Annotated in this window: 19 protein-coding genes, 1 tRNA gene and 1 pseudogene; 5 read left to right on the top strand and 16 right to left on the bottom strand. The window is 62.5% G+C overall.

Annotated elements, in window-relative coordinates:
* Positions 1-355: 355 nt before the first annotated feature.
* The 11 genes from G7Y49_RS02985 to G7Y49_RS02935 all read right to left on the bottom strand — a co-directional run bounded on the left by G7Y49_RS02985 (position 356) and on the right by G7Y49_RS02935 (position 16094).
* The gene (locus tag G7Y49_RS02985; RefSeq protein ID WP_165171067.1) at positions 356-901 is read right to left on the bottom strand and encodes a signal peptidase I; all 546 of its coding nucleotides are present in this window, start codon (positions 899-901) and stop codon (positions 356-358) included.
* 1 nt (position 902) lies between these two features.
* Positions 903-1961, bottom strand: coding sequence for a MucBP domain-containing protein (locus G7Y49_RS02980; RefSeq protein ID WP_165171065.1), 1059 nt, complete (start codon positions 1959-1961; stop codon positions 903-905).
* On the bottom strand, positions 1948-2865 hold the full coding sequence (locus G7Y49_RS12070; RefSeq protein ID WP_206214535.1) for an LPXTG cell wall anchor domain-containing protein: 918 nt from the start codon (positions 2863-2865) through the stop codon (positions 1948-1950). The genes G7Y49_RS02980 and G7Y49_RS12070 overlap by 14 nt, the downstream gene beginning before the upstream one ends.
* Before the next feature lie 13 nt (positions 2866-2878).
* Positions 2879-3712 carry a hypothetical protein gene (locus tag G7Y49_RS02970; protein ID WP_165171063.1) on the bottom strand — a complete coding sequence of 278 codons (834 nt, stop codon included), beginning with the start codon at positions 3710-3712 and terminating at the stop codon, positions 2879-2881.
* Positions 3712-4329: a hypothetical protein gene (locus G7Y49_RS02965; RefSeq protein WP_165171061.1), complete on the bottom strand. Its 618-nt coding sequence runs from the start codon at positions 4327-4329 to the stop codon at positions 3712-3714. Before G7Y49_RS02965 ends, G7Y49_RS02970 begins: the two co-directional genes overlap by 1 nt.
* 15 nt (positions 4330-4344) lie before the next feature.
* Positions 4345-5532: a DUF5979 domain-containing protein gene (locus G7Y49_RS02960; RefSeq protein WP_165171059.1), complete on the bottom strand. Its 1188-nt coding sequence runs from the start codon at positions 5530-5532 to the stop codon at positions 4345-4347.
* Positions 5522-6826 (bottom strand): class C sortase, encoded by a 1305-nt coding sequence (locus G7Y49_RS02955; RefSeq protein WP_165171057.1) that lies wholly within the window; start codon positions 6824-6826, stop codon positions 5522-5524. The genes G7Y49_RS02960 and G7Y49_RS02955 overlap by 11 nt, the downstream gene beginning before the upstream one ends.
* 189 nt (positions 6827-7015) lie before the next feature.
* Complete coding sequence (locus G7Y49_RS02950; protein ID WP_165171055.1) at positions 7016-8572, bottom strand: isopeptide-forming domain-containing fimbrial protein; 1557 nt, start codon at positions 8570-8572, stop codon at positions 7016-7018.
* Positions 8573-8824: 252 nt separating this feature from the next.
* Positions 8825-9439: a signal peptidase I gene (gene lepB, locus G7Y49_RS02945; RefSeq protein ID WP_206214534.1), complete on the bottom strand. Its 615-nt coding sequence runs from the start codon at positions 9437-9439 to the stop codon at positions 8825-8827.
* A complete protein-coding gene (locus tag G7Y49_RS02940; RefSeq protein WP_165171053.1) occupies positions 9436-10614 on the bottom strand; it encodes a hypothetical protein in 1179 nt (392 codons plus the stop codon). The genes lepB and G7Y49_RS02940 overlap by 4 nt, the downstream gene beginning before the upstream one ends.
* 125 nt (positions 10615-10739) lie before the next feature.
* Positions 10740-16094, bottom strand: a complete 5355-nt coding sequence (locus G7Y49_RS02935; protein WP_165171051.1) for a VWA domain-containing protein — start codon at positions 16092-16094, stop codon at positions 10740-10742.
* Between the two features lie 565 nt (positions 16095-16659).
* Here G7Y49_RS02935 and G7Y49_RS12345 point away from each other — a divergent pair.
* The 5 genes from G7Y49_RS12345 (at position 16660) to G7Y49_RS02915 (ending at position 18786) form a co-directional block, all read left to right on the top strand.
* Positions 16660-16785 (top strand): hypothetical protein, encoded by a 126-nt coding sequence (locus G7Y49_RS12345; RefSeq protein ID WP_255465903.1) that lies wholly within the window; start codon positions 16660-16662, stop codon positions 16783-16785.
* 351 nt (positions 16786-17136) lie between these two features.
* Positions 17137-17418 carry a hypothetical protein gene (locus G7Y49_RS02930; protein ID WP_165171049.1) on the top strand — a complete coding sequence of 94 codons (282 nt, stop codon included), beginning with the start codon at positions 17137-17139 and terminating at the stop codon, positions 17416-17418.
* Positions 17411-17827 (top strand): PIN domain-containing protein, encoded by a 417-nt coding sequence (locus tag G7Y49_RS02925; protein WP_165171047.1) that lies wholly within the window; start codon positions 17411-17413, stop codon positions 17825-17827. The genes G7Y49_RS02930 and G7Y49_RS02925 overlap by 8 nt, the downstream gene beginning before the upstream one ends.
* A 252-nt stretch (positions 17828-18079) precedes the next feature.
* Positions 18080-18448, top strand: a complete 369-nt coding sequence (locus tag G7Y49_RS02920; protein ID WP_165171045.1) for a type II toxin-antitoxin system Phd/YefM family antitoxin — start codon at positions 18080-18082, stop codon at positions 18446-18448.
* Positions 18445-18786 (top strand): type II toxin-antitoxin system RelE/ParE family toxin, encoded by a 342-nt coding sequence (locus G7Y49_RS02915; protein WP_165171043.1) that lies wholly within the window; start codon positions 18445-18447, stop codon positions 18784-18786. Before G7Y49_RS02920 ends, G7Y49_RS02915 begins: the two co-directional genes overlap by 4 nt.
* Positions 18787-18837: 51 nt before the next feature.
* Here the strand turns inward: G7Y49_RS02915 and G7Y49_RS02910 are convergent, their stop codons facing one another.
* The 5 genes and pseudogenes from G7Y49_RS02910 to G7Y49_RS02895 form a co-directional block, all read right to left on the bottom strand.
* Positions 18838-19437 carry an indolepyruvate oxidoreductase subunit beta gene (locus G7Y49_RS02910; protein ID WP_165171041.1) on the bottom strand — a complete coding sequence of 200 codons (600 nt, stop codon included), beginning with the start codon at positions 19435-19437 and terminating at the stop codon, positions 18838-18840.
* Positions 19434-21854 (bottom strand): thiamine pyrophosphate-dependent enzyme, encoded by a 2421-nt coding sequence (locus G7Y49_RS02905; protein WP_165171039.1) that lies wholly within the window; start codon positions 21852-21854, stop codon positions 19434-19436. The genes G7Y49_RS02910 and G7Y49_RS02905 overlap by 4 nt, the downstream gene beginning before the upstream one ends.
* 580 nt (positions 21855-22434) lie before the next feature.
* Positions 22435-22905 (bottom strand): 5-(carboxyamino)imidazole ribonucleotide mutase, encoded by a 471-nt coding sequence (gene purE / locus G7Y49_RS02900; RefSeq protein ID WP_165171037.1) that lies wholly within the window; start codon positions 22903-22905, stop codon positions 22435-22437.
* 127 nt (positions 22906-23032) lie between these two features.
* Positions 23033-24859: pseudogene (locus G7Y49_RS12190) on the bottom strand (DUF6020 family protein); the annotation flags it as partial.
* 148 nt (positions 24860-25007) lie between these two features.
* Positions 25008-25083: transfer RNA gene (locus tag G7Y49_RS02895), tRNA-Phe, on the bottom strand.
* Positions 25084-25118: the final 35 nt, after the last annotated feature.

Genomic DNA, 25118 nt, shown 5'->3' with positions numbered 1-25118 from the left:
CACAAGGGCCGTTTTTTATTATTGAAGCCCCCCCCCCCCGCAGATTTTTCCGACTTTCCAACAGTTTCATCTCCTTGCTTCCATCCTCTCTATACCTAGCTCCAGTAACTCGCTTTGGGCCAAACCTCGTGCATACTACTGCAAGCAACCGCAGGCGACTCAATGCTTTTGTAAGTGATGTATTTCCTGCGCTAAGCGGGAATTGCGCTTGATTTATTACTGATCCTGTGATTTTTTGTCACCTCTCCCCCAAGCGAACCAACTCAGGACGCTGCCTGGCAGCGAGCTGCGGGAGGGCTTCACCCCTTTTCTGCTGATGCGTGGAAAAGCCATGCTGCGCAACCCCCGCCACACCTCAAGCCTGCGCCCGCAGGCGGGCGGCCAGCACGTTGAACAGCACGCCGCACACGGCGAAGGCGAGCAGGTACACCTTGCCCACGGTCGTGGTGAGCACGGCCAGGATGTCGCCCAGAGCGGGAACGGAAAGCACCATGAGCCCCTGGTAGTTGGCGTACGGCACGCGCTCGAGGTCCACGTCGGCGTTGGCGTCGCCCTTGGTCTCGAGCGCACCCTCCACCACGTTGTTGGAGGTCACGCGATGCACCACCGTGCTGTCCTCGTGGGCGAAGGCGATCACGTCACCCGCGACCGCGTCGACGGGATCACCCGCCGCCACGAACACGGCGCTCCCCACCGGGATGGTCGGCTCCATGGACCCCGACTCGATGCGCATGACCTGGACGCCGGCCGTGCGCGGCAAGACGGCGGGCAGGAGCAGCGCTATCACGCTTATCAGTATGAGAACGCCGGCGCAGTTGCACGCGGCAGCTGCCATGCGGCGGCCGCGCGCCTTCGATGCGGCAGATCGCCTGCCGCTCCCCGTCGTCTCTGCGGACTGCATGCTATCCCTTACGGCCAGAGCCGCGCGACCGCTTGCGCATGACGTAGAAGCGCCATGCCACGACGCCGACGATCACGAGCACCAGGCAGGTGACCGCCATGCCCACCGGCGAGGCGAGGCCCCACAGCACCTGCGACTTCCCTTCGGCAGCGTTCGCAGCAAGCGGAACGGCGTTGTCGTCAATGGAGGCGATCTCTTCGGGCGCGTCGGACAGGGGCACGCCGTCTGAGGGGATGTCGGTCGTGGGAGCCGGGTTCTGCTCGACGGCGTCGTCCTGGCCGCCCTGGCCGGCGGCATCCGTCGCACCTGCTCCGGCGCCCGCCGCGCCCGCGGCGCCAGCCGCACCAGCACCAGCCGCGCCTCCCTCGCCCTCGCCCGCGGCCACAGGCGCATACACGAACGTGAACGCGTTCTTCGACTCATCTTCCGAAAGGGTGCCGCTCAAGTTGTACGCCTGGGGCCGATAGCCCTCGATGTAGCGGTACGCCACCACCGGGCGGTCACCCACGTTGCCCTCGTAGCGCTGCGCGGGCGCAAGCTCGCGCCCGCTCTCGTCCACGTAGGTCACCGTGTAGTACGTGACCGAGCCCTTCATGCCGTAGGCGACCACCAGGTCAACGTCCTCGTCAACGACGAAGGACGACGTGTTCGCCACGGCGAGCGCCGTGTCGTTGTCGCGCCCGGCGAGCTTGATCCCCTTCACGTAGTACTTGCTGTTGTCGGCAACGCGCACCATCTCAGGATGGAAGCTCCACCGCGCGCCTGCGGGGATGTTCGCGTATATCTTGCAGCCCTCGCCATCGACCATGCCCTGGTTGCCGGCGAACACGCGCACCGTGTACGTGTAGTCCGCCTTGCCGCTCGCGGCGCCAGCAACGCCAGCGGCGTCAGCGGCATAGGCGACACCGGGGCACAGCGCCCCGCACAGAGCCAACGCCGCAAGGAGAGCGCCCGCGCAGGCCAGCAGGGTCGTCCAAGCACCCGCCAAGGCGCCCCCGCGCAGACGGCGCGAAGCCGCGCCTGCTCCGTTAACTCGATCAGCTCCGTTAACGCCTCGCATGCTCGCCTTCCTTTCCCGCCGCCTCCTGCTCGCGCCTCCAGTATCGCCCGAGCAGCGCCATCACGAACAGCATCACGCCGACTACGCCCGCAAGGGCCAGAAGCAGGATCATGTTCGTACGATCGCCCGTCTGCGGAAGCATCGATCCCAGAGGACCGCTCGACCCCGGTTGGCCGGGCGACACCGACGGCGAACCGGGCGTTGCCGGCGAGCCGGGCGTCGCCGCCAGCTCCACCGCGAACTTCATCTTGATGTCGGCCAGCGTGTCCTGGTAGGCGTTGTTGTTCGTCTCCCCGTCAAGGGAGACCTGCAGCGTGACCAGGCCCTGCTCGCCCGACTTCAGCGTGTCGAGCATCAGGAAGCCCTCAAGCGAGCTGGTGGCCTCGGAAAGACCCTCGCCCGAGCGGCCCACGGACTCGCCGCCCACCTGGTCGCTGCTGAACAGCGTCTCCTCCTGGCCGGACGGCCCCTTGTACGTGAGCACGTAGCCGTAGCCGCCGCCGTGCGCCACCGACGCGGACGCCTCCAGCGACTTGATGACCTCGTTGGCGAGGTACCAGTCGGTGGCAGATGCGTTGTCGTTCTTGATGGTGACGGCCACGGTGTTGACGTCGCCCGGCTGCATGTCGGACACCGCGTCGGCGAAGACCATGTTCTCGGGCGCGTTGACCATCTTCCCGTCAGACGTGAAGGTCACGCTCCAGTCGGTGCGCCCGTTGTGCTCGACGGCGTGCGCCGCATCCGTCGGCAGGACGGCCGTCGCGAAAGCAGCGCACAGGGCGAACGCCGCCAGGAAGCCCATCGCCGCGCGAGCGCCCTGTCGCGCGCGCACGCCAGCGCACGCGCATGCCGGCACGCCACCGCAAGCTCCCGCGCGAGCGCCCTTCTCTTTCCTCAGTCCCATAGTCAAAGCCTCCTTAGCCCAGGCTCAGCCGGTCGCCCGACACCACCACGTCCGCGCCCCAGGCGCTCTTCGCGGCATCCTGGGCGTTGTGGTCCTGCACCGCCTCCACGCAGGCTTCCACGCAGAAGGTCAGGCCGTCGTAGTCGTACTCAGTGGTGATGACGGTGCCCTCGCCCGTCGTGCTCTCGGTCTGGGTCACGCGGCTGCTCACCGCCTTGTCGATGGTCAGCGAGTCGGCGAACAGCGGCGCCACCTCTCCGGGAGCGAGCAGGCGCGAGCAGTACAGCACCGTGCGCTCGGCGGTCGAGGCTGCCTCGTCCACCAGCCACGCGTCGCCGACGTTCACCAGGTTCAGGTCGATCAGGCTGGGAGAGACGTCCGTGCGCTTGGCGCCCTGCTCGTCCACCCAGCACCGCGTCACGGTCACGCGCACGAACTGGCTGATCGAGCCCGTGTTCTGCACCGTCAGGCGCTCGTCGTAGGCAACGCCGGGCGCGAGGCGGTCGCCGGGCGCGAGCATGTGCTCGAGCAGCCGGCCCTCGGCGCCGCGGTACAGGTAGTCGCCCGTCTCGTCAGGCTCGGCAAACGGCACCTGGTCGGGCAGCTTCGTGCTGGTCTCGTCCCAGTTGTTCTCAGAGAGGTAGTCGCGCCAGGCCACGCGCTCGTCGTTCTCCAGCAGCGTGACGCCGATGTTCTTCATCTCGACGTGGGTCATGTAGTCCTCGGAGAAGTAGGTGAGCGCCGCCTGGGCCGAGCCCACCCCGGAAATGCCGAGCAGCAGCACCGCTGCCACGAACAGCGCCAGGGTCACCTTCTGCTTGGCGAGGACGTCCTTCAAGCGCTCCATCAGCGCTCACCTCCCTCGGATGCGTCGGGCGCGCTTCCGGTCTCAAGCTTCACGGACCAGTCGGCGCGCTCAGGCTCCACCGCGGTGCCGTCGGGCTGGTACTGCGCGGGCGTGGTCTCGTAGATCACCACCACGTTGAACGCATCCCCTGGCTGCGGAGCCACCCCCGCGCCCGCATCCGACGGGAGCACGTCTCGAATCATCAGGTTAAGCGCCGACGTTGCAGTCCCGGGGTCCAAGATCCCGTTGTAGTAGTAATACCCGTCAGCGGCGAGGCTCCAGTTGGTGGCGCCGCCGGGCTCGCTGTACGTAATGGGGTACTTTTCGGGGCCATAGGCTTTCACGCGCACGTACACCGCCTCGTCAGATGCGGCATCGCTCTGCACGGTGACCGACTTCGTCCAGTTCGCGAAGCTCTCCTTCACCGTGGTGGTGTCGCCCAGCTCGAGCGTGTACCCGCCCTTCGCCTGGCAGTACGTGGTGAAGTACGCGCTTGCCGCGCCCACCCCCGCAACCGCGATGCACATGACAGCCACGACGAACAGCGCAGCCACCCCGGCGAAGCGCGCCTTCCCGCAAGCCTGCGCGCACGTCCTCTCATACGATAACGCCTTCACAGCTCCCCCTTCCCGCTAGTCCTCAGACGCCGGAGCGCCATGGCTGTAGGCGGGGGCGAGCTGCCAGCCGCCTTCTTTGCCGCCGTATGTGAAGCTGTTGGTCACCGACCCGCCGTGCACCTTGGTGTTGTCGTTGGTGTTGGCGAAGCTCACCTGCGCCACCTCGTCGGCCGCTATGACCGCCGTTCCCTCAGAGGCGCCCGCCACCTGGTAGGACGCGCCCGAGTACACCTCGCGCACCGTCACGGTGGCGCCCGCCGGTATCTTGTTCTCAATGAGGGCGCTCTTGCTGCCCGGCTGGTCGAACACGAGGGAGACCACGTCGTCGTAGACCTTCTCGCCGCTCGCGTCGACGGCCTGCACGCTGAACACGAACGTGGCCGCGCTGTCGACGCCGGTGCCGTCGGTCTCGAAGCGGTCGAGCGCCTTCACGATCTCAAGCGAGCCCATGCGCGGGCTGACCTGCGGCTTGAGCATGGTGTGGGCGCTGTAGCGCCAGTCGGTCCCGCTGGCGGTGGTGAGCGGCTGCCCTGCGGCCGCCTCGCGCGTGGGCAGCGACACCAGCACCGGCTCGAAGGCGCACTCCTTCAGCGCCGAGTACGCCACCGTGGCCGTCTTGCCGTCTGCCAGCGTGGTGGCGTAGTCATCTGCGGAAAGGCTGGTCCCGTGCGCTACCAGCAGGTACAGGCCGCTGGGGAGCTGCGGGAAGTCAGCCTCGCACGTTGCGCCCTCGCTGCCTGCTGCGATCATGTCGGCACGGGGCGCGCTTGCGAGCGTGGGCTCAGGCGAGCGCAGGTCGGCGAGCGCGGCGGTCAGGGCCGCTTGCGCGAACTGCTGCGAAGCCTGCGTGGCCGCAGTGCTGTCCTTCGACTCCATGGCCTTGTTCAGCGCCGCAACGTCAAGGTTTGCGAAAGGCCCGCCCTCAACCGGCGCGTAGGCATAGGTGTCGTAGCCCTGCACCTGCTCGGCGCGCGCCACCAGGTAGGCGTCCACCTGGATGCCGGCGTCGGAGCCCGTGAAGGATTGGGGATCCTCCAGGGCGGCCGTCACCTTGAGGCTGCTGTCCTTGGACAGGTCGAGGCTGGGCTGCGCCGCAGACGCCAGGCCCGCCGCAACCAGCAGGCACAGCGCGGATGCAGCCGCGGCCGCCAAGCAGGCAAGCCACCTGCCCTTCCACGTGGCGGCAGAAGCGTTACCTCTCATGGTCTTCCCTCCTTGCGTCGGGGTTGTCAGCATCGGGGTTGTCAATGCCCGGGCTGTTAATGTTGGCGTCGCCAACGTCAGGCTCTTCGGCGGGCGCATCAGGCGCGAATGGCTCGTCGGGAGTGGGCGTGCTGTCGGGTGCCTCAGACGCAGCTTCCACATCACGCGCGCGTGTCCCATCAGACGGCGTCAGCCCATCGGGCGCGATCGACACCGCGCGCTGGTCTTCCTCGGTCAGGCGCGCGGGCTTGCGGCGGCTCGCCACCAGAAGGCCCACGAGCGCCAGAAGCAGGATCGGCACGGCCACGGCAGGCGCCATGATGTGGATGGGCACGCGCCGCGCGTCGCTTTCGCCGACCAGGTCGTCGGGAATGCCGTCCACCCGATGCCCGCGCACCAGCATCCGATGCGAGTTCACGCCATAGGGCGTGCAGGTCTGCAGAGTGGCGTACTCGATGTCGTCTTCAGCCATGAGCGCGTCAATCTGCGCCGGCTCCACGATGAGCACCTGGTCAACCTGATAGGCCAGCTCAGTGTCCAAGACGGTGATAGTGAAGTAATCGCCTTCGTGAACCTCGTCCAAGTAGGTGAACAGCACCGCCGAGGGAAGCCCGCGATGGGCGGATATCACCGGATGCGTGCCCACGTCTCCCGTGGGAAGGTGCGACCCCTCCAGATGGCCAGCCGCCGTTTGCAGCGTGCCCTCGTCAGTGCCGTGATAGATGGGCAGGTGAACGTCGATCTTGTCGACGGTCACGTACCCGATGAGCCCGTCGCCCGTCACGTTGAGGGCCTGCTCATACTCGTCGTTGATGCTGGGAGCCCCGCCGAAGCGCTCGGACAGCGTGTCGAGGTGCGCGTTGTAGTCCCGCGCCTGGGAGAAGAATGTCGCCTTCTCTTCTTCGCTCATGGCGGCCACGGCCTCTTGATAGGCAGCGATGGCGCGCGTGGCATGCATCGAGTTCCACCAGTCGCTCACCGCCGGATAGCAGAAGATGCCGATGCCCGCGATGAGCACGAGCGCGATGATGACGCTAGAAGGCGATACGCGTCGCTTCTTCTTGGGGGGCTTGGCGTCAGGGGCGGAATCAGGTGCAGCAGAAACCGCACCGTCAGAAGCAGGCTCAGATTCAGGTGCCTTGGCATCGGAAGCCGAAGCGTCGGCAGGCGCAGACGCGCCTTGACTGCCAGCATCGGAAGCCGAGGCAGACGCCGACGCGCCCTGCGCATCAGGCGCAGAAGCAGATGCAGGCGCGTCTTTGCTGTCAGCGGGTATGTTCTTGCGCTTGAACACCGTGTGAAAGCTGCTCCTTGCGAAACGATGGTGGTCAGTATGCGTAATATAAGGTTGGTTGATTTGGCCAGGAAGAAGTTCCCGTTGCTCGCCGCGCGCCAGCGCGAAGGCATCAACCGGCGCGGCAAGACGGGAGCGGCAGGCCCGCTCCCGTCCATAGCTTGCGGAGGAACCGCAAAGAGGGAGGTGCTACGCCGTATGCTTAGCAGAACGACGCTTGATGATGAAGGCAGCCAGAGCGCCCACAATCAGAATCCCGCCACCCACGTAGAAGAGCGTGGTGCCGATACCACCAGTGTTGGGGAGGAGGCCGCCACTATGATTGACGATCGGCTTCACCGGATGAAGGCTGCCGTCGACCTCAGCATGATTCGCTACCTGACCGTTAATATTGATCATAGGCGTCTCCGTAAGCGGATTGTAGCCATCAGGCGCCTGGGTCTCTTTCAGGTAGTAGGTGCCATTGGCGAGACCGCTGATGTACGTAAAGCCCTCAGCGTCCGTAGTAAACTTATCCGCATCTTCCACAGTATCGACCCACGTCACCGTCGGCCTACCATCTACCGAAGCAATCTTGTAATACTGCGCCGAAGTGTCATCGCCGTTCATAAGGACAAAGGTTGCGCCCTTAAGAGGCTGGCCGCTCTCGTCGTCCTTATCAATCTTGATCTGCGCGGTGAACACGTCCACCTTTCTGTCGATTTCCTTCGGATTAGATACGGCATTAGGATCGTGCGTGAAGCTGAGGTGTGCATTATTCGTCTCAACGCCCACCAAGGCGCTCTCGTTTACCACCGCGGAGTACACAATGTAAATCGGCTCGCCGACATAGTTTTGGAGCTTTTCGATTTTGACATTAACCTCGAAGCCAGTCTTTGCTATGCCTTCCCCTACTGGAGTCGCAGTGTAGGTATACTGATCGCCCTGCGTGAGCATCAGTACAGGATTAGTGACGCTCGACTTATCAGCCGCAACAGTACCTCCAACATAAACTGTAACCGAACCTTGGAAAGTCAAGCCGTCAGACATCGTGTCCGTAACTTTGTACTGGTAGGTGTCAGGCTCAAAACCGGTAGAATCCTGGACTTTACCCTCGATCACATAATTCACTGTATCGCCAATATTAACGGTAGTCTTGTTGGCGGCCTTCTCAAACTTCGTGTCGTTCTTGTCATGGATGGTAACCGTGGGATTGGTAGTGGTCAGATTGCACAATGCGCCACTATCGGTGCTAACAAGATAATAGCCCAGAGGCAATTCGTCAACAGCAACGGTATCGGTGTCGGCAACGGCTTCCAGCGATTGGCCGCCTCCTTTATTCTCCACATGAGTTTTCATTTTCTCAGCAAAATCAGGTGCGGAGAAAGCATCGGTAAAGGTTACGACGTAGACACCAGGATCGTTCGTGGAGGGCGTTAACGTGATGCCTTCGCCAGTGTAGGCGTTATTTACAGCGCCATCATACTTTCCCGTTTCGTCGTTATATTCCTTGCCCATGTAACCCATAACTTCGCCGAACCATGAGTTTTGGCCGTCGCTATCGATAGTGTAAGAGTAATCATCCCCGCTGTAGCTCACATCGAAGATCTTAAACGCTGTATAGGTTTTGCCAGCCACCGGGTTGTCAACCGTGATGGTGCCTATCGCGTCTGTCGAATTGGCGCCCAACGCCACAGCCGGCACCAACAGCGCCACCATGAGCACGGCTACTGCTATGCTCGTTAGTTTTCTTAGTGCGGATTTCATCTCTTTCCCTTCAATCGTAGTTCGGCGCCAAAGCGCCCTTCCTGCCGCTTACGCGGCTTGCCTCACCTTAGGGCGGTGCCCCCTTTCTCTCGTTCTCTATAGCTCCTCCTTCCGCCTTAATCTCTCATGTCGCATCTATCTCTCACCAAGGCATTTCGCCTGGTAAATTGCCTTCATTCCATGCGCACCACGTGGGGTGCTCACCGCAGCCTTCGCGCTCCGCACAGGGCAGACACCACTCGGTCCCTTCGCCTAGCTCACCGGGCCGAAGCGGTTCAGCGGCCAGACGCGGAGCGCAAGCTTGCCTACCATGTCGTCGGGCGACACGCACCCGATCTGGCTGCTGCGGCTGTCCACGCTCGTCTGGCGATGGTCGCCCATTACGAAGTGCTTGCCGTCGGGCACCTGGAACGGCAGCTTGATGTCGCACGTTCCGAGCGCCTTGTCGGTCACGTAGGGCTCGTCCAGCTCCTCCCCGTTCACCGACACGTTGCCGTCCTTGTCAATGTCCACCCAGTCGCCCGGACCCGCGATCACGCGCTTCACCAGCACGTTGTTGTTGTGGTAAAACGCCACCACATCGCCCTGCTGCAGGTCGCCCACGCCCAGCGTCATCACCACGTCGCCGTCTTCCAGCGTGTCGGTCATAGACGAGCCGCTGATCACCAGCGTGGGCAGCATCAGCACCGCCGCGAGCACCGCCACCGCCGCCACCACCACCAGGCCCAGGATCGTGCTGGTCGTGATGCGGCGCTTGGTTTGCCGGCGTCGCTCGCGCTCGAGCTCGGCTTTCACCGATTCGGTGTTCACGAACACCGCCTGGCACGTGATCTCGGCCGGGGTCACCGCCTGTCCGTCATCGCTCACGCATCAGCCGCCTTCGGGTTGTTACCCGCTCGGCTTTCATCGGCGGACGGAGCGGACGATGGTGCGCCCTGGTCCTGGCTGTTGCCAGGTGCTTCCGCGGGGGCTTCCGCTTCGTGGTCGCTGCTGGCCATGGCCCACGCTGTTGAGCCCCGCCCGCTTTCGGACGAGGTGGCTGCCGTCGCACGGGCAGGCTGGCCGTCGAGATCCCCGCACACCTCCTGCAAACTGGCGATATACCAGTCCGCCGTGGCGTTGAACGCCTCGAGCGCGCTGCGCACGCCCTTGGCCGCGTTCGCGATGATCCGCGCGTGCCTTTGCTCTTCTTCCTTCGACACCTCCAGTTCATCCAGTCGCGCCTGCATCAGCGCGATGCGCTTGTCCTTATCGTCAAGGCGCCCTTTCAGGCGCTCGATTTGCTCGTCCTTGGCGTCGAGCTTCTCGCGCAGCCGCGCGTTGAGGCTGGTGCAGCGCTCGAACTCGTCTGCGACGTCGCGCAGGTAGTCCTGCAGGCGCTCGGCGTCCTTGCTTTGCGTCAGCAGCAGCTGCAGCAGGTCCTCGCGGCTCAGCCGCGAGAGGTCGCGCGACTTCGTGACGATGACGTTCTCCAGGGAGGGGGCGCTCATGGCCTGTTCGGTTGCTGGGCCGACCGGTTGGGTGGAGAGCTGGTTGGCCGGCTGGCCAGCGAGCTGATCGGCGTCCGACCATTCGGCCTGCGGCTGCGCCTCAGCCGCTAGCGCATCGGTCGGCTGCGCCTCGACCACTGACGCGTCGCTCACTTGAGCCTCTGTCACAGGGAGGACGGTTGAGGACTCCTCATCAGTCGGCTGCGACTCGATCTTTTGCGCATCGTCTACTTGCGCGTCAGACGCTGGCGCATCGTCCGTCTGAACGTCGGCTGTCTGCACGCCAGTCTCTCCAGCAGCAGGTGAATTGACTTCCGTCAGCCGCAGTGCAACCTCTTGCGATTCATCTGCTTCCTCTCCGGTCGCTCGGGTATCGGTCGGTTTATGCTCAGCCACTTGCTCTTCAACCGTCTGCTGTTCAACTATTTGTGCGTTAACTGCTTGCAGTTCAGCCGCCGACGAGTTAATCGTTTGCACATAGTCCACCTCAGCCTCAAACGACCGCTGCTCAACCGCTTTGGCCGTTTTTCGCTTTCTGTCGAACAAACCCATGAGTTCCTCACCTCCGTTCCCTGTCTCCTGCGCTTTTACCTGCGTTTTTGCCGAAATCGGCATGGCTATCGCCAGCACTCGAGCTTCGAGTGCATACGTTTGTATGCTTTTTCATTGGGTTCGCGCTAGATGCGCACGCTTCGTCGTCGCTTCGCCGCCAGTCCCACGCCCGCGCAAGTCACCAGCAGTGCTCCTGCACCGAGTAAGGTACCTACGCCCCTACCGCCAGTCTCGGGCAGCCTATAGGGAGCCTGAACAACGGGGTGATTGTAGGGCATTGCCTGCGATCCATTATCATCATCATAGGTTGCTTGAGCCGCAACATTCGAGCGGAAACCATGCTTGCCTTCACTTGTACTATTGCCAGGATAATTTGTTCCAACTTGACCTATTCCCGTATCACCCTCGGGATAGCCATGATCGTTATACTCATTTCGCGCCTTGTCACTAGCCTTCACGTTAAATGAAAGCGTGTACTTGCAGCCCGGTTGCATCTGGTAGCCAAAGTCAAATATGGCAGTTATCTTTTTCGTATCCTCGTTGTTGTTATCCTTTACGTCCAGAACCTTGACATTTGTCACGATCAAATTTTTCCCTTTATCCAAAAACTCAGTCGCTTCGTCTTTTGGCCAAAGAATACTGATATTGCCACTCGAATCTGTCTTAGTTACCTTAAAGTCCGCTTGATCGTGGAGCTTCACGTACCCACTTAAAGTATCCTCAATCTTCAGATTATCCACATTGAAGCATTGCATGCTCTCGCGCAGAGCATCCCTTACTTCCTGCGTGCTACCAGCCTGGATATACCTGCCATTGCCATTCTTCATTTTTGTCAAGATCTCGGTGTCGAAGGGGTGATTGAAAACGCTCCTCCAAAAATCGAGCAACACATCAAGGATAGCTAAACCCGTAGAGGGTTCTTCTATAGATCCTCCTTCGGGAACAATACCAATGGTGTAGACATCAACCTTCTCGTTATCAAACTCTGTCAAGAATCGATACTTGAAGTATTGCTCTGTTTCTTTTACGCATTTTTCGGTATTGCTTGTATCTCTTTCCCAACCACTTCCCTTGCGCACATCTTCACCGTCCGGGCCCTTTCCTACCCAATACGTCGGAACACCATCGGAAATGAAGACCATCGCCTTCTTATTGTTTGAGACGCTCTTGTCGAGCAACTGATCCGCTTGCCAAAGACCAGCGCAGTAGTTAGTGCTCGGCCAATCACCCTTTTCATACTCGCTCTCACCGTCCGCTTCCACAGGCACAAATTCACACGCAGCAGTGCCCTTCATCCAGTCGTGAAGAACCTTCGAGTCTTTTTTCCAATCTGGATCCTGCCGACTTTCAAATCGCCCATTGAAGCCCACGACAGCAACCTGGTTATCCTTGTTCATCTTCAGGAACTGGTAGATGAGACCCTTTTCCTTATTGGTAGAGAAGCCACTTTGCTCGGTCGTGCCGTTCAGAACTTCGCTGACCGCCTCGTACCTTCTCACATTGCCCGGCATATCAGGTGCTTGCATGCTCCAGGATTCATCTACCACAATCACCAGGTCAATGGGCTCTACTCTGGTTTTAGCGGCTGCGTCCAGATAGAGACGGTAGAGGTCAGTGTTGTCGGCCGCCGTAGTTTCCAGGTCCGTATCGGGGTTTTTGACGCCGTCACGGAATGCATCTATTGTCTTATGAGCCTCGATCGCCGCAGTGTCGGGTTCAGGATTATAGGAAGGATTATCGGGGCTCGTTCTGTCAGGAACCTGCACAACGGGATGGGCGTATTGTGCTTCGCGATCCGTATAGGTCGCCTTATAGGTCGCCTTATAGGTCACTTTTGCCGAAACATTAGAATGGAAACCTGGCAAGCCGGAACTTGTCTTACTGTTTTCGTCTTCAACGTAGTCCGTATTCGCATCGCCTACGACAGTACCATATCCTCCATTGTTTCTTTTGTATTCAGTTTTAGCATCTTCGGTGGTTTGCACATTGAAAGACAGGGTGATGATGCTACCGGCATCCAAAGGCTTCTCGTCAAAGGTGGCGATTATGGTTTTTCCGTCGCACACGACAGATTCCAATGGACTTGCGAACTCAGTAGCGCCAGCGTGGCTATTCATGTTGTCGGTAAAAGAATTGGCATCTTTCGTCCTGCGACTATAAAGCGCGGCTACTTCCCCATTGGCTTTTTTCAAGGTTATTTTGCAGTCTAGCGCACCATAGAAATCAACATACTTGCTCAGGGTATCCTGAATCACAAGGTCGGTGCACGTCGCTCCTTCTATGAGCTCCCCCAGAAAGGTTTGTACCTGACCCTTATTCTCAGCAATATAGCACTTTCCCTTACTTTGTTCCGCCATCCAATCCAAGCGCCCATTAGCTGCCGCTTCGTTGGCTACACTAAAGGTGTTGACAATAATGTCAGGACGGCCATCTAAAAACTCTTTATAGCTATCGCGAGTTTGGTCATCAACGTCCTTAGAAGTGTTCTTGCCGTCTCCGTTTTTACTCCATATGCCAGCGTTGTTCTTAACAAGAGAATAGGTGGGGGAGCCGTCGGATATGAAAAGAACAACCCTTCTGTTCTTTTGGCTCGCATCCAAGTTCTTTTCGCTCTCATCTAGGCTCTTCAGCATGTCCTCTGCTTGCGAAAAACCCGCGCAATAATTTGTAGCAGCCCCCTCTATGGCCCTGACGTTCGCTGCATTGTTGTATTCATGCGTCCATGACAGGATGTTTTTTGCGTCTCCGTTGTATTCGTATTTCTTGTCGCCAGAAATTGAATTTCCGAAAAAGCCCACTATCGCTACTTTATTGGCATTATTTGCCGCGAGAAACTTACGAACAAGGCCCTTATCTAGATTGTTGTAGGTGTATTTACCATAATTTTGATTGTCTGCTTGTCGCGGTCCGTTCAGCGCTTTATCGATCAAATCCTCACGCGAGGGATTATATACGTCGTCAGGTTGCGTAGCATAACCATCTATCCGGTTTTTCATGCTCTCGGACTGATCAACTACTATCAGCAAATTGGTAGGGGTTTTAGCTGAGTTCACTACCGCATCGAGATAGAGGCGATATAGATCGTCTCCCTTTTCGCTTGTGTCATTCAGATTCGTTGATACCTGATGCTCTCCATTTCCAAGATGATCAATCACCTTGTGCTGGGTGACGTCAGGCGCGGGACGAGAACTTGATGACTCGCTGGGGTTCTCCGACGACGAAGACGGGTTCTGTTCCGCCCCCGTCGCGGTTGCCAGGTAGAAGTACTCGTTCGCGTTTCCCCTCGGCGGAGTACAGCTAGAGTAGCTATCCTGCTGTTGCTTAACTGCATAGCTATAGCTATAGTGCTCATAGACCAGCCGAACCTGATCCTCGTGCCTGGGCCCTCCTGCCTCGACTTTGATACTCTGCTTGCTACCACTCAATGTTAGCCCGTTATAACCAATGTTGAGGTATTCTTCAACGCCATTCTTTTTTGCGTAGATATAGTAATTGCTACTATTATTTGGATCCTCTCTGAAAAACCACGCCGCACAATCGGTGTTTACTGGTTCCGACGAAACATGCACGCCGCTCTCATCCGAGACATAGCTTACCGACGCACCCTCTAATTCTTTACCGTTTTCAGTTTGTTGGGGCAGCATCGCAACTGAAGACCCATTAGAGCTGATCAGCGCGAATGGCCCGTTGCTTAGATCCACCGCCTGCGTGGTAGCACCCAACGCAAACGTCTGCACTGTCATGACGTCGGAGAAGCTGTTCAGAGTAAAGCTCACATCCTGGCCGTTGTCGTTGGTGATGGTTTCCGGCTCTATCGTTTCGGGCTCGGCGCCAAAGTGGATAACCTGGTAGCTTGACTCCCCTTGCTGCCCAGTGTAGGTGATGGTCACCTCAACTGGCGCGGCGGGTTCAACCTCTTGGTCGCCCGCATAGAGGCCCACATCGAACAGACGAATGCTGGCAGTGAGGTCATCTTCCCAACCGTAGAGTTCAGCGGCTTCCGCATAGCGCTGCTGATAGCGCTCGGAATCCTTCGCGTACTCACTGGCCCGCAGCTCAACTCCTTCGGGCAGCTGCGCCTCAGGGCCGTAGATTGCCTTCACGGTATAGCCTTCGCCCTCGAAGGTTTGGATAATTTGGTTATCGTTTTGGCCTTGGGTTTCGCTTGCAGCAGCCAGGCGAGCAGCGTCCATGAGGTCTTGCAGCGCTTGCTTGCTTTCCGGAACTTCCGCATAGCCTAAGATGCGCTTGTCGGCGCGATCGTAGTCGACGCGCTGCACCTTGTCTTCGATATCACCCTGGATCACGCGGATGCGCGCGGGGTTGCCCTTGTCGTCGGCAGGCAGCACTTCTTCCACGATGCCCACGCTGCTGGCCAGGGCCAATACGTCGGCATAGGCATCTTCAACCTGCACTTGTGCCGCTTGCTCATCCTGCGTGGCAGCTTCCGCACCCTGCGTCGCTGCAGCGTCGGCCTGCACCTGTGCCAGGACCTCCGCGGCTTGCGTGCGCGCGGTTGCCACCTTTTCCGCATCTTCTTCCTTAGCGAAGAACACCACATCGCCCGGCTTGGGCTCATACCCGCTTTCTACGGGGTGATACAGCCCATATTCCGGGCTCTGCAGCGCTTGCGTCCATTCGGGGCATGTCATCTCGACCGGATAATCGGTCGCACCAGCGTAATGCAGGCAGAAGGCCGCGAACGGCACGCTCCAATCAGCATAGGGGGTGCCGGCCCACGCGCCGTAGCGGGTGTAGCCCTTCTGTTCGCCTTTCTCGTTTGCGGTGCGGTTTTCCTGGCTTTCGGCGTAGTCAAGCTGCGACTGCGCGACGGCCACCACGTCTTTCGACCAGCTTCCGCTCAGGTTGGTGGGCAGGGTTGCCTCCCACTGCTCCTGTGTTTCGACGCTGGCTTCCGCATCGCCATAGCAGCTTTCGCTGTGAGCATGCTCGGGAGTGGTGCAGGTGAGGGTTTTCTCGTAGCACGCGTCGGTATGGGTGTGGCCTGGGGTTTCGGGCTTTTCACAGACGAGGGTCTGCGTGGACTGGGCGGGCTGGGCCGCCGTTCCCTGCGCAGCTCCGGAGGTTGCCGCGGATGTCTGCGAGGCTTCGGAGGCTCCTTTGGACGCAGGCGTCATCGAGGACGCCTGCACGGCGCTTGAGGTCGCCGCGTCTGTGGCCGCCGACGCGGGTGCCTGCGATTGAGGCTGCGGCTGCGACACTGCGTAGCAGCCGTTCGCTATCGAGTGCGTGTGGGCTTCCAGCTCTTCCTGCCCGCACTTCAGCGTCTTCGTGTAGCAGGTGTCGGCGTGGGCGTGCTCGACGAACCCGCAAGTGGGGTCCCCCGTCATGGCAATGCCCGTGTTCTTCAGCGCCCAGAACACGCCCAAAACGACAAAGACCGCAGCGAACACCGCCACGGTAAGCGCGATTCTCTGCAGTTTTCTATTTTCGCGAGCAGCTTCCAGATAAGCCCGCATAACACCCAACCACCTTCGTACTCCGTGCCAGCGCACCTGCGACCATGGAGTACAGATGCACTTGCGCGCCGTCTCACATGCGCAACGCGGCTTGGCCCGCCACGAAACGCTGCTTGACCAGCATTTCCAGTGTTATCAGCACAGATGATTGTAAATTAGACGTTACTCTAAGTCCACATGTGGGGAGTAATTGTACCCCCTCCCCCATTATGGGGATTATTTTGTCACCCCTCCCCCAGAAGTTGGAGCGAAGACCCGGAATGGAGACGCGGCTGAGGGCGCGAGGGACGGAGGATGCGGGCGGATGGAGGGGCGAGAGGATGGAAGGCAGGGACCAGATCCTTCGACTCCGCGCCCTGCGGGCGCTCCGCTCAGGATGGCATGAGGGAGATTGCTCGCCCGGGGCGGTAGAGGGCGACTTGCTTGCCTGGGGCGACATAGGGGTCGTTCACTCAGCATGACGTAGGGGGGCTGACCGTATTCCCGCCGCGTTTTGCGCGTGCTAGAATCGCTCGTGTACCAGCAAAGTCCGCGCGGGCGGCGCTTCCGAGAAAGGAGCGTTGCCATGGTGAAGATTCTTTATGCCGCTGCTGCGGTCGCCACAATAGCAAACTTCCTCTTGGAAGTTTGGCGAGAAATTAGAACCACGCGAACGGATGACGAAGGGAGAAAGGTGCGGGGCCAGGGCTAACTGACCCCGCCATTTCAACAGAACCTGCGCCGCCCGTGCCCCCTTTAGGCTAGACGGGCTTTGCTGGTACATCTCTATTATAGCAGCGCTGAGCCCCCGTGGGAATGCGTCGCGGCCCTGTCTTTTTCGTGCATTGCCTTCGCTGACGAGAGCGAGGTGAGCAAAACTAGGGCCAATCCCAGCAGGATCGGCCCTTGCAAAACCTCTTCGGTTTTTTCACGTGCAATTATGCTCGCAAGCTCAGCTCATCTTGCCAACGACGTTCGCCAGAAACGGCAGGTCTTTCGCATAGCTGTTGTTTACACGTTTACATTTCTGATATACACTGCCGACAGGTGGAAAGGAGGGCGCATGGCGAGCAGGACGTTTTCGAGTCGCGTCGAGGAGGACAAGCTGCGCTTTGCCGACTCCGTCGCGCGGCGCGAGCACGGCATGTCCTTCGGGCAATACTGCGGGACGCTGGTGGTGGACTACATCTGCGAGACGGGCGAGCTGCCGCCCACGCCGCGCGCGCCGAAGCCTCGGCGGGGAATCGAGACCATGAAGGCGCTCACCGCCAAGCATGGCGAGAGCGAGGTGAGCCGCATGAGCGATGCCCAGATCAAGGAGCTGCTGGCGGCGCGCTATGAGTGACAAGCTCCTCATAGACACGAACGTCATGCTCGACCTGGCCATGGCGCGCCACCCCAACTTCGACGCAGCCGCCGCCATCGCCGAGGCCGTCGCCGACTACGAGGTGTCCGCCTGCGTGTGCGCCACCTCGCTCAAGGACCTCTACTACGTCCTCACGAGGCACATGGGGGAGGCCGATGCGCGCCTCTACGTCCAAGCCGTCATGGAGGACTTCGAGGTGTGCCCCGTTGACCTGGTGACATGCCAGACCGCCATCACCTCGAACGAGCCCGACTTCGAGGACGGCATCGTGCGCGCTTGCGCCGAGGCCGCCCAGGTCGACTTCGTCATCTCGCGCGACGAGAAGGCGTTCGCCCGCTCCCGCATCAAGCGCCTCAGCGCCCAGGAGTACGTGGAGCATTTCCTCTAGGCTGGCAGCCTGTTGCCACGTCCGCTCCCCTCTCTGACCTCTGACCATCCCGAGCTCTCGCGTGGTGTTCTGCGTCGGCAGCGCGCTTGGTAGCGTGCAAGGAGGGGGTGGGTTGAATTATTAACGCAGTGGGGTGCTAACAATTGCAACCAACCCGCGCAAAAAGGGTTGCAGGGCCTTGCTGGTCTCTTTTATCTACGTATGCTACGCATGTTAAAATACGGATCAAAGTCAGCGAGAAACGGGGTTTCAATGGTAGCCGTGATAGAAGGAAAAGTTGCGTTCGGGCGTGACCAGGTGGTCACCTCTACGCAAGCGAGCAAGAACTTCGGGGAGATGCGCCGCCGCGCCAAGAGCTCGCCACTGTTCGTCTCTGATCGAAACGACGGGATCGACACGGTGATCGTCGGCTTCGACGATTTCGAGCGGATGGCAGTTGAGCTCGAGCGCCTGCGGGAGGAGCGCCTTTACGCCATCGCAGCGATGAGACTGGCAGAGGGCGACGCCGACCCAGATCACAGGGGGATACCCGTCGAAGAGGTCATCGGGGACGATGAGTTCGCAAAGCTGGTTGAAGACGAAGTCACCGACCCCATCCCCGACTCGGAGCTCTTCGCATGACGAGCGCGCGCTTCAAAGTCGAGTTCTTCAACGGGGCAGCCCGCAAAGAGTACCTTGCGCTGGACGGATCGGCGCGCGCGATGGTCGACAAGGGGATTGCCCGCCTCGCCCTGCGCGCCGATGAGATCGGAAAGCCGCTGGCCGGCAAGCTCGCGGGCTGCAAGGAGCTGAAGCTTCGAGCCAGCGGCATCCGCATCGTGTTCAGGCTGCGCGAAGGCCGCGTCGAGGTAGTCCAGATCATCGTCATCGACCAGAGGGACAAGGGCAAGGTGTTCACGAAAGCGTCCCGGAGGCTCGAGCGCGATTCAGAAGATGGTTCAGAAGGTGGGCGCCCTTAAGAGCAAACGCTTCACGCCTTAGGACTAGCGAGCAGTGAGGGTCGTGCGGGCCTAGCCCACGGCTTGCAGGGTCTTGTCCACGGCTTGCAGGTTCATCTCCACGAAGCGCGGCTTCACGCAGGCGGCGAGCGCGCCTTTCAGCTCCTCGACCGTGACGGGGATGTGGTCCTGCGCGATGGCGCAGGTCAGAAGCACGGTGTTGAGCGCCTTGCGATTGCCCGCCTGCTCCGTGAGGGCTGCGTCGTCAACGGGCACGAGCACCTGGCGCGCGCCGAGGGCGCCTTTGATGCCGCGCAGCACGTCCGCCGCTCGATAGGGCTCCTTCGACAGCGCCGCCGTCACCGGCTGCACCGGCGTGGTGGCCGTGACCAGCACGCCGTCAGGCGCGAGGAAGGGCAGCACGCGGGCCGCCTCGCCGGGCTCGAACGCGATCACGAGGTCGGCCGTGCCGCGCGTGAGCAGCGGCGCATGCACCTGCTCGCCGTCGCTGCCCATGCGCACGTGCGAGATCACGCTGCCGCCGCGTTGCGCCATGCCGATCGTCTCGGCCGTGCGCACCTGCCAGCCCTTGCTCTGCGCCGCCTGCGCGAGCACCTTGGCGGCGAGCACCGTGCCCTGGCCGCCCACGCCCGTCAGCAACACGTTGATCATCGGGCGCCTCCTTCCGCTACCGCGCTTGGCGCGCCCTGCGATCCTGCCGATGCCTTCGCGCCTTCCGCTGCCGCCAGCTCCTTCGCACCATCCGTTGCCGCCAGATCCTTCGCACTCTCCGCTGCCGTCAGCTCCTTCGCGCCTTCCGTTGTCGCCGGCGCCTTCGCGCCTTCCGTTATCGCTGGCGCCGCTTCCTCATTCGCCCCGTTCGCCGCCGCTACCGTGATCGCCTCGAAGGGGCACACCTGCGTGCACAGCGCACAGCCGTTGCAGAGGCTCGCGTCCACGAACGCCTGGCCGCGGCCCTTGCTGCGCGGGCCCTGCGCGTCGGCGTCGAACCCGATGCCCGGGCAGCCGATCTCGGTGATGCACTTCTTGCAGCCCGTGCACGCATCGGCGCTGATGAGCACCGCAGGCTCGGGCTTCTTCAGTTGGATGCACGGCGAGCGGAAGATGACGGCCGACGGCCCCTCGAAGTCGATGGCCTCGCGCGCCGCGCCGAGCGACTCCTCCAAGTTCAGCGGGTCGGCGAACGTGATGCGCTCCACGCCCATGGCCCGCAGCATGCCCTCGATGCTCACCGGCTTGCGCTTGGGGCCCATGAGCGTGACGCCCGTGCCGGGGTGCGGCTGCGAGCCGGTCATGGCCGTGGTGGCGTTGTCGAGCACCGCCACCGTGATGTCGTGGCCGTTGTACACCGCGTTCACGATGCCCGTGAGCCCGCTCGCGAAGAACGTGGAGTCGCCCACGAACGCCACCTGCTTCTTGTGCGGCTCGGCCACGGCGAAGCCCTGCGCCATGGTGATTCCCGCGCCCATGCACAGGCAGGTGTCCACGGCGTCGAGCGGCTTGGCGTTGCCGAGCGTGTAGCAGCCGATGTCGCCGCACAGCACCGCGTCGCGCTTGCCGAGCGCGCGCTTCACCGCGTAGAAGCTGCCGCGATGCGGGCAGCCCGCGCACAGCACGGGCGGGCGCACCGGCAGCGGCCCCTCGTAGCGCGCGGATGCGACCTCCGCGCACGCCTTCTCGACCAAAGGCGCGAGAAATGCGCGTTCTGATACCGCGCGTGTGCCGTTTTCTCCTTCCGAAGCGGAAGACGCGTCCTCGCCCAAATTCTGACCTGCGGTTTTGCTGAGCGTCGTGTCCGTCGCGACGCCGCTGCGCGCCTCTCCGGTATCAGATCGCGTGTTTCTCGCGCCTTTGGTCGAGAAGGCGTGCACGTCGAAGAAGCGCGCGATGCGCAGGGCGATGTCCTCGGTGGTGTTCTCGCCGCGGTCGCGCGCGTCGCCCGTGAGCTTGCCGAGCACGCGCACCGACAGCCGGCGCGCACCCGCGAGCCTGAGCAGCTCGTCCTCGAGCACGTAGTCGAGTTCCTCGAGCACGAGCACGGCGTCAAGCCCCTCGGCGAAGCGCGCCACGGCATCAGCCGGGAAGGGGTAGGGCGTGCCCACCTGCATGAAGCGGTACGCGGGGACGGCCGCGCCGACGGCGCGCGCCTCGCGCTCGATGATCGCGAGCGCCTCGCGCGCGTACGCCGCCGACACGCCACCCGCGAGGATGCCGAGCCGCGGAGCAGGGGCGGGGGCGGGGGCGGGGGCCGCAGGTGAGTCGCTGGCGGGCTCAGCGACAGAAGCGGGAGCCTGCGAGCCGCTGGCGGCCGCAACCTCAATCTCGGCCACGCCGGCGGCAGCGCTCACGCTGCCCCCCTCGACCACGACGTTGAACGCCGCGAACGCCGGATCCTCCGCGAAGTCGCGGGCGATCTCGCACAAGCGCTCGTTGATCTCGCCGTGCGCCTCGAAGCTGCGTCGCGGGAAGATGACCCACTTCGGGTCCTTCGCAAAGCCGTCCTCGGGGACGGGGCGCGCCTCGGTCTCGTCGGCCACGTCGAAGAACGTCGACGCATGGCAGATGCGCGTGGTGGGGCGCACGATCACCGGCGTGTGGTAGCGCTCGGACAGCTCGAAGGCCGCCTTCATCATGGCGAAGCCCTCGTCGGGCGTGGAGGGATCGAGCACCGGCACCTTCGCGAAGGCGGCGAAGCGGCGCGTGTCCTGCTCGGTCTGCGAGGAGATGGGGCCGGGGTCGTCGGCCACGAACAGCACCGTGCCGCCGCGCACGCCCACGTAGTTGAGCGACATAAGCGCGTCGCTCGCCACATTGAGGCCCACCTGCTTGCACGTGAACAGCACGCGCGCGCCGCAGTACGCCGCGCCCGCCGCCACCTCGAGGGCCGCCTTCTCGTTGGTCGACCACTCCACGTGCACGCCGCGCGCCGCGCCCGCCGCATGCCGCTTCGCCACCGTCTCGATGACCTCCGACGACGGCGTGCCCGGATAGCCCGCCACCACGCGCACGCCCGCCTCGAGCGCCGCGTGGGCGAACGCCTCGTTCCCCATCAACAGCTTCTTCGTCATTCCGCTTTCCTTCACATCTTGCGCGACCCCTCGCGCCCCTTCGCACCGCTTTGCCGGGCCAGCGGGCTGAGCGTCGGCGGCCTACCGGGCCCCGACAGCTCCATCAACAACCCCGTGCAAAAAAAACTCGGCAAATTGGCAGAAATCTTCAGATCTTTGTCGATTTCCGGCAACCCGACAGGGGTCTTTCTGCTTGTTCGCACGTCAGTTGCATATGCCTATAGTTCTGACCTGCCTTTTTGCATTTTCTCATAATCAAGAGCTCGCGCAGAAGCTCCCAACGGACCTCGATATTGACAAATATCTGAAGATTTCTGCCAAAATCGCCTCGGAAATCTGCACGGCCTGCCTCTGTGATTGAAAATGCCTTCTTGGAGCCCTTCCGATCCTCAAATGCCTCGCCCGCCAAGCCGCCTGTCGCCCTGCCGGACCAGCGTCGGCTGCTTGTCGTCGCCTACTCGCCCACCAGCCGGGCAGGGCGCCGGCTACTCGCCGCAGCTCACCGCCCGCCAAGCCGCCTGTCGCTCGCCGCTCTGCCGGGCCAGCAACTCGCCGTCACCCACCGGGCCGCCCGCCGCCCTTACGCCTCGGCCATGGCGCGCTTGAAGTCGATGATCTTCTGCTGCATGGACGCGTCGCCCGTGCCCATCATCTGCACGGACAGGATGGCGGCGTTCTTCGCGCCGTTGATGGCCACGGTGGCCACCGGCACGCCCGAGGGCATCTGCACCATGGAGAGCAGCGAGTCAAGTCCGCCCAGGTCAGAGGTCTTCATGGGCACGGCGATCACCGGCAGCGGCGTGAACGCGGCCACCACGCCGCCGAGGTGCGCGGCCTTGCCCGCCGCCGCCACGATCACCTTCATGCCACGCTCGTGCGCGCCGGACGCCCACGCGTGCACGACCTCGGGCTTGCGGTGCGCGCTCGCCACCTTCACCTCGTACGGCACGCCGAACGCCTTGAGCTGCTCCATGCACGGCTCCATCGCGGCCATGTCCGACTGCGACCCCATGATGATGCCGACCAGCGGCGTCTCCTGAACCTCCGACATCGTTCCTCCTTCGCGCGTCTGCCGGCGACCCCGCCGGCGAATTTGCCAACGGAGACCATGGTAGCGCATTTGCGGGCGCAGGCGCGGCGCGGCGGGGCCTGCGCGCCACGTCAGCCCGCAAAAGCACCGCCATCATGCACACGAGGAGCGGCGCGCCGTCGAAGAGGGGCACGCAGTAGCGCGCGTCGAACACGGGCGCGATCACGCAGAACCCCAGCAGCACGATCGCCGGGATCAGAAGCACGCTGCAGCACAGGCGCCGGCGCCACATGACGAACAGCAGCGCCGCCGGCAGCCAGAGCGCGTACACCACCACCAGAAGCGGCAGGTCGAGCACGGGCACGTGGGCGATGGCGTCGTAGACGTCGGCCATGCCGTTGCGCAGCCAGTCGAGCTCGTCGGGGTTCCACAGCATGTAGCGGTCGTCGGGGCCCATGTGCGTGTCCACCGTGACCATGCGGATGTTGGCCGGCGCGACCGGCGCGGTGTAGAACCCCGCGAGCGACATGAGCGCGCCCAGATACGCGTCGGGATGGCGCAGCCCCTGGGCCGCCCACGTCTGCAGGTAGCGCACGATGTCGGCCGTCGATGCGTCGAGGTTGTAGCGGTACTTCACCTCGTCTTGGAAGTCGAACGTGAACTGGCTGGGGAGGTTGTCGTACTCGAGCAGCGCGTCGATGGCCTCGCGCTCCTCGTCGGTCACGTCGTAGCCGTAGTAGGTCACGTAGTACGCCGTCTGCTGGAAGAGCGGCCCGAGCACCTCCTGCTTGCCGCCTGGCGCCACGTTGAGCAGCGGAAACACCAGCATCGGCAGCAGCGCGCCCATGACCGCCGCGCAGAGGAGCGCCTGCGCGACGAGCGGCTGCCAATGCGCGCGGTACACCCACGCCGCCGCGAGCGCCGTGGGCACCACCACGTACAGGCCCGTCTTCTTCGTGAGGCACAGCAGCAGCGCCACGAGCGCGAACAGCGCCACGGTCCGCGTGCGCTCGAGCGCCTCGCCGCGCGTGCGCACCACCTCGAACAGCATGATGAGGTACGGGATGTAGAACAGCCCGAACAGGCTGTCCTTCACCATGCACAGCGCCCACGTGGACACGAACGGCATCAGGCAGAGAAACGCGTACGCCGCGAAGCACAGCACGAGCGGGCAGCGCCGCGCGCGCAGGTAGGCCACCGCCGCGGTGAACGCCACCACGTGCGCGGCGCCCTGCAGGCACACGAACGTGAACACGCCCGCCATCCAGTTGCCCGTGAGCGCGTCGGAGGCCATGCCGAACGCACCGTAGATCAGCGTGTCGAAGAGGGGGTGGTGATCGCAGAAGTAAGCGTCGGTAAGCGTGTTGTCGTAGCACTCCGCGTACGGGATGATGGCGATGGGATGGTTCTCGGGGTAGCACTGGAAGATCTGGTAGTAGGTGTCCCAGTAGGTGCCGCCCGGGTAGTTCGCGATGAGCCAGGGAAGCCAGAACAGCGCCATGACCAGCGAGAACAGCGCGATGCTGCGCGGGCGCCACGCGGGGGCGAGCCGCGCGAGGAGCGGCGGGCGCGGGGGAGCGGGGGCGGCGGGATCGGCAGCCGGCTCGGGGGCGGGGGCGGTTGCGAAGGCGGAGGCGGGGGCTGCGGCCGACACAGGCACAGAGGCGGCCCCGGGCGCGGGGGCGGCGGAGTCGGCAGCTGGCTCGGACGCGGGGGCTGCGGCCGGCGCGCCCGCAGCGAGTTCGCCAGCGCCCTCCTCGTCCGCGCGGCAGCGGGTGGCCACGCGGAACAGCCCCTGGTCGACCGCCAGCAGGCACACGCCCGCGACAACGGTGGAGGCGACGCAGAGCAAGACGGCGGTCGGGCCGTCGAACAGCGGCCAGCCCTGCCCCACCACGTACGAGACGCCGAGCACGCCGAGCACGGCAACCACCGCGGAGATCCCCAGAAGCGCAGCCCAATCACGCGCCGTCATGCCCAAGCGCGCGAAGAGATCCTGGCTGTGACGCTCCTCCAGCGAGATGAAACCTGCTTCCTCAGACTCAGCGACTCGATACGACTCAGTACGGTTCGGCGGGACGCGGTAGCAAAAGAGCCCCTCGGCGAGGGGCTCTTGCAATTGATGGTGGTCGGAGGGGGACTTGAACCCTCGGCACGCGGATTTTCAGTCCGCTGCTCTACCAACTGAGCTACCCGACCAAAGGCGAGAAACTTCCGTTTCTGACGCGGTGATA

It is taken from the genome of Adlercreutzia sp. ZJ242 (assembly GCF_011038995.1).
In the GTDB taxonomy this organism is placed as follows: Bacteria; Actinomycetota; Coriobacteriia; order Coriobacteriales; family Eggerthellaceae; genus CAAEEV01.
This window is presented reverse-complemented; position numbering and strand designations above follow the sequence as displayed.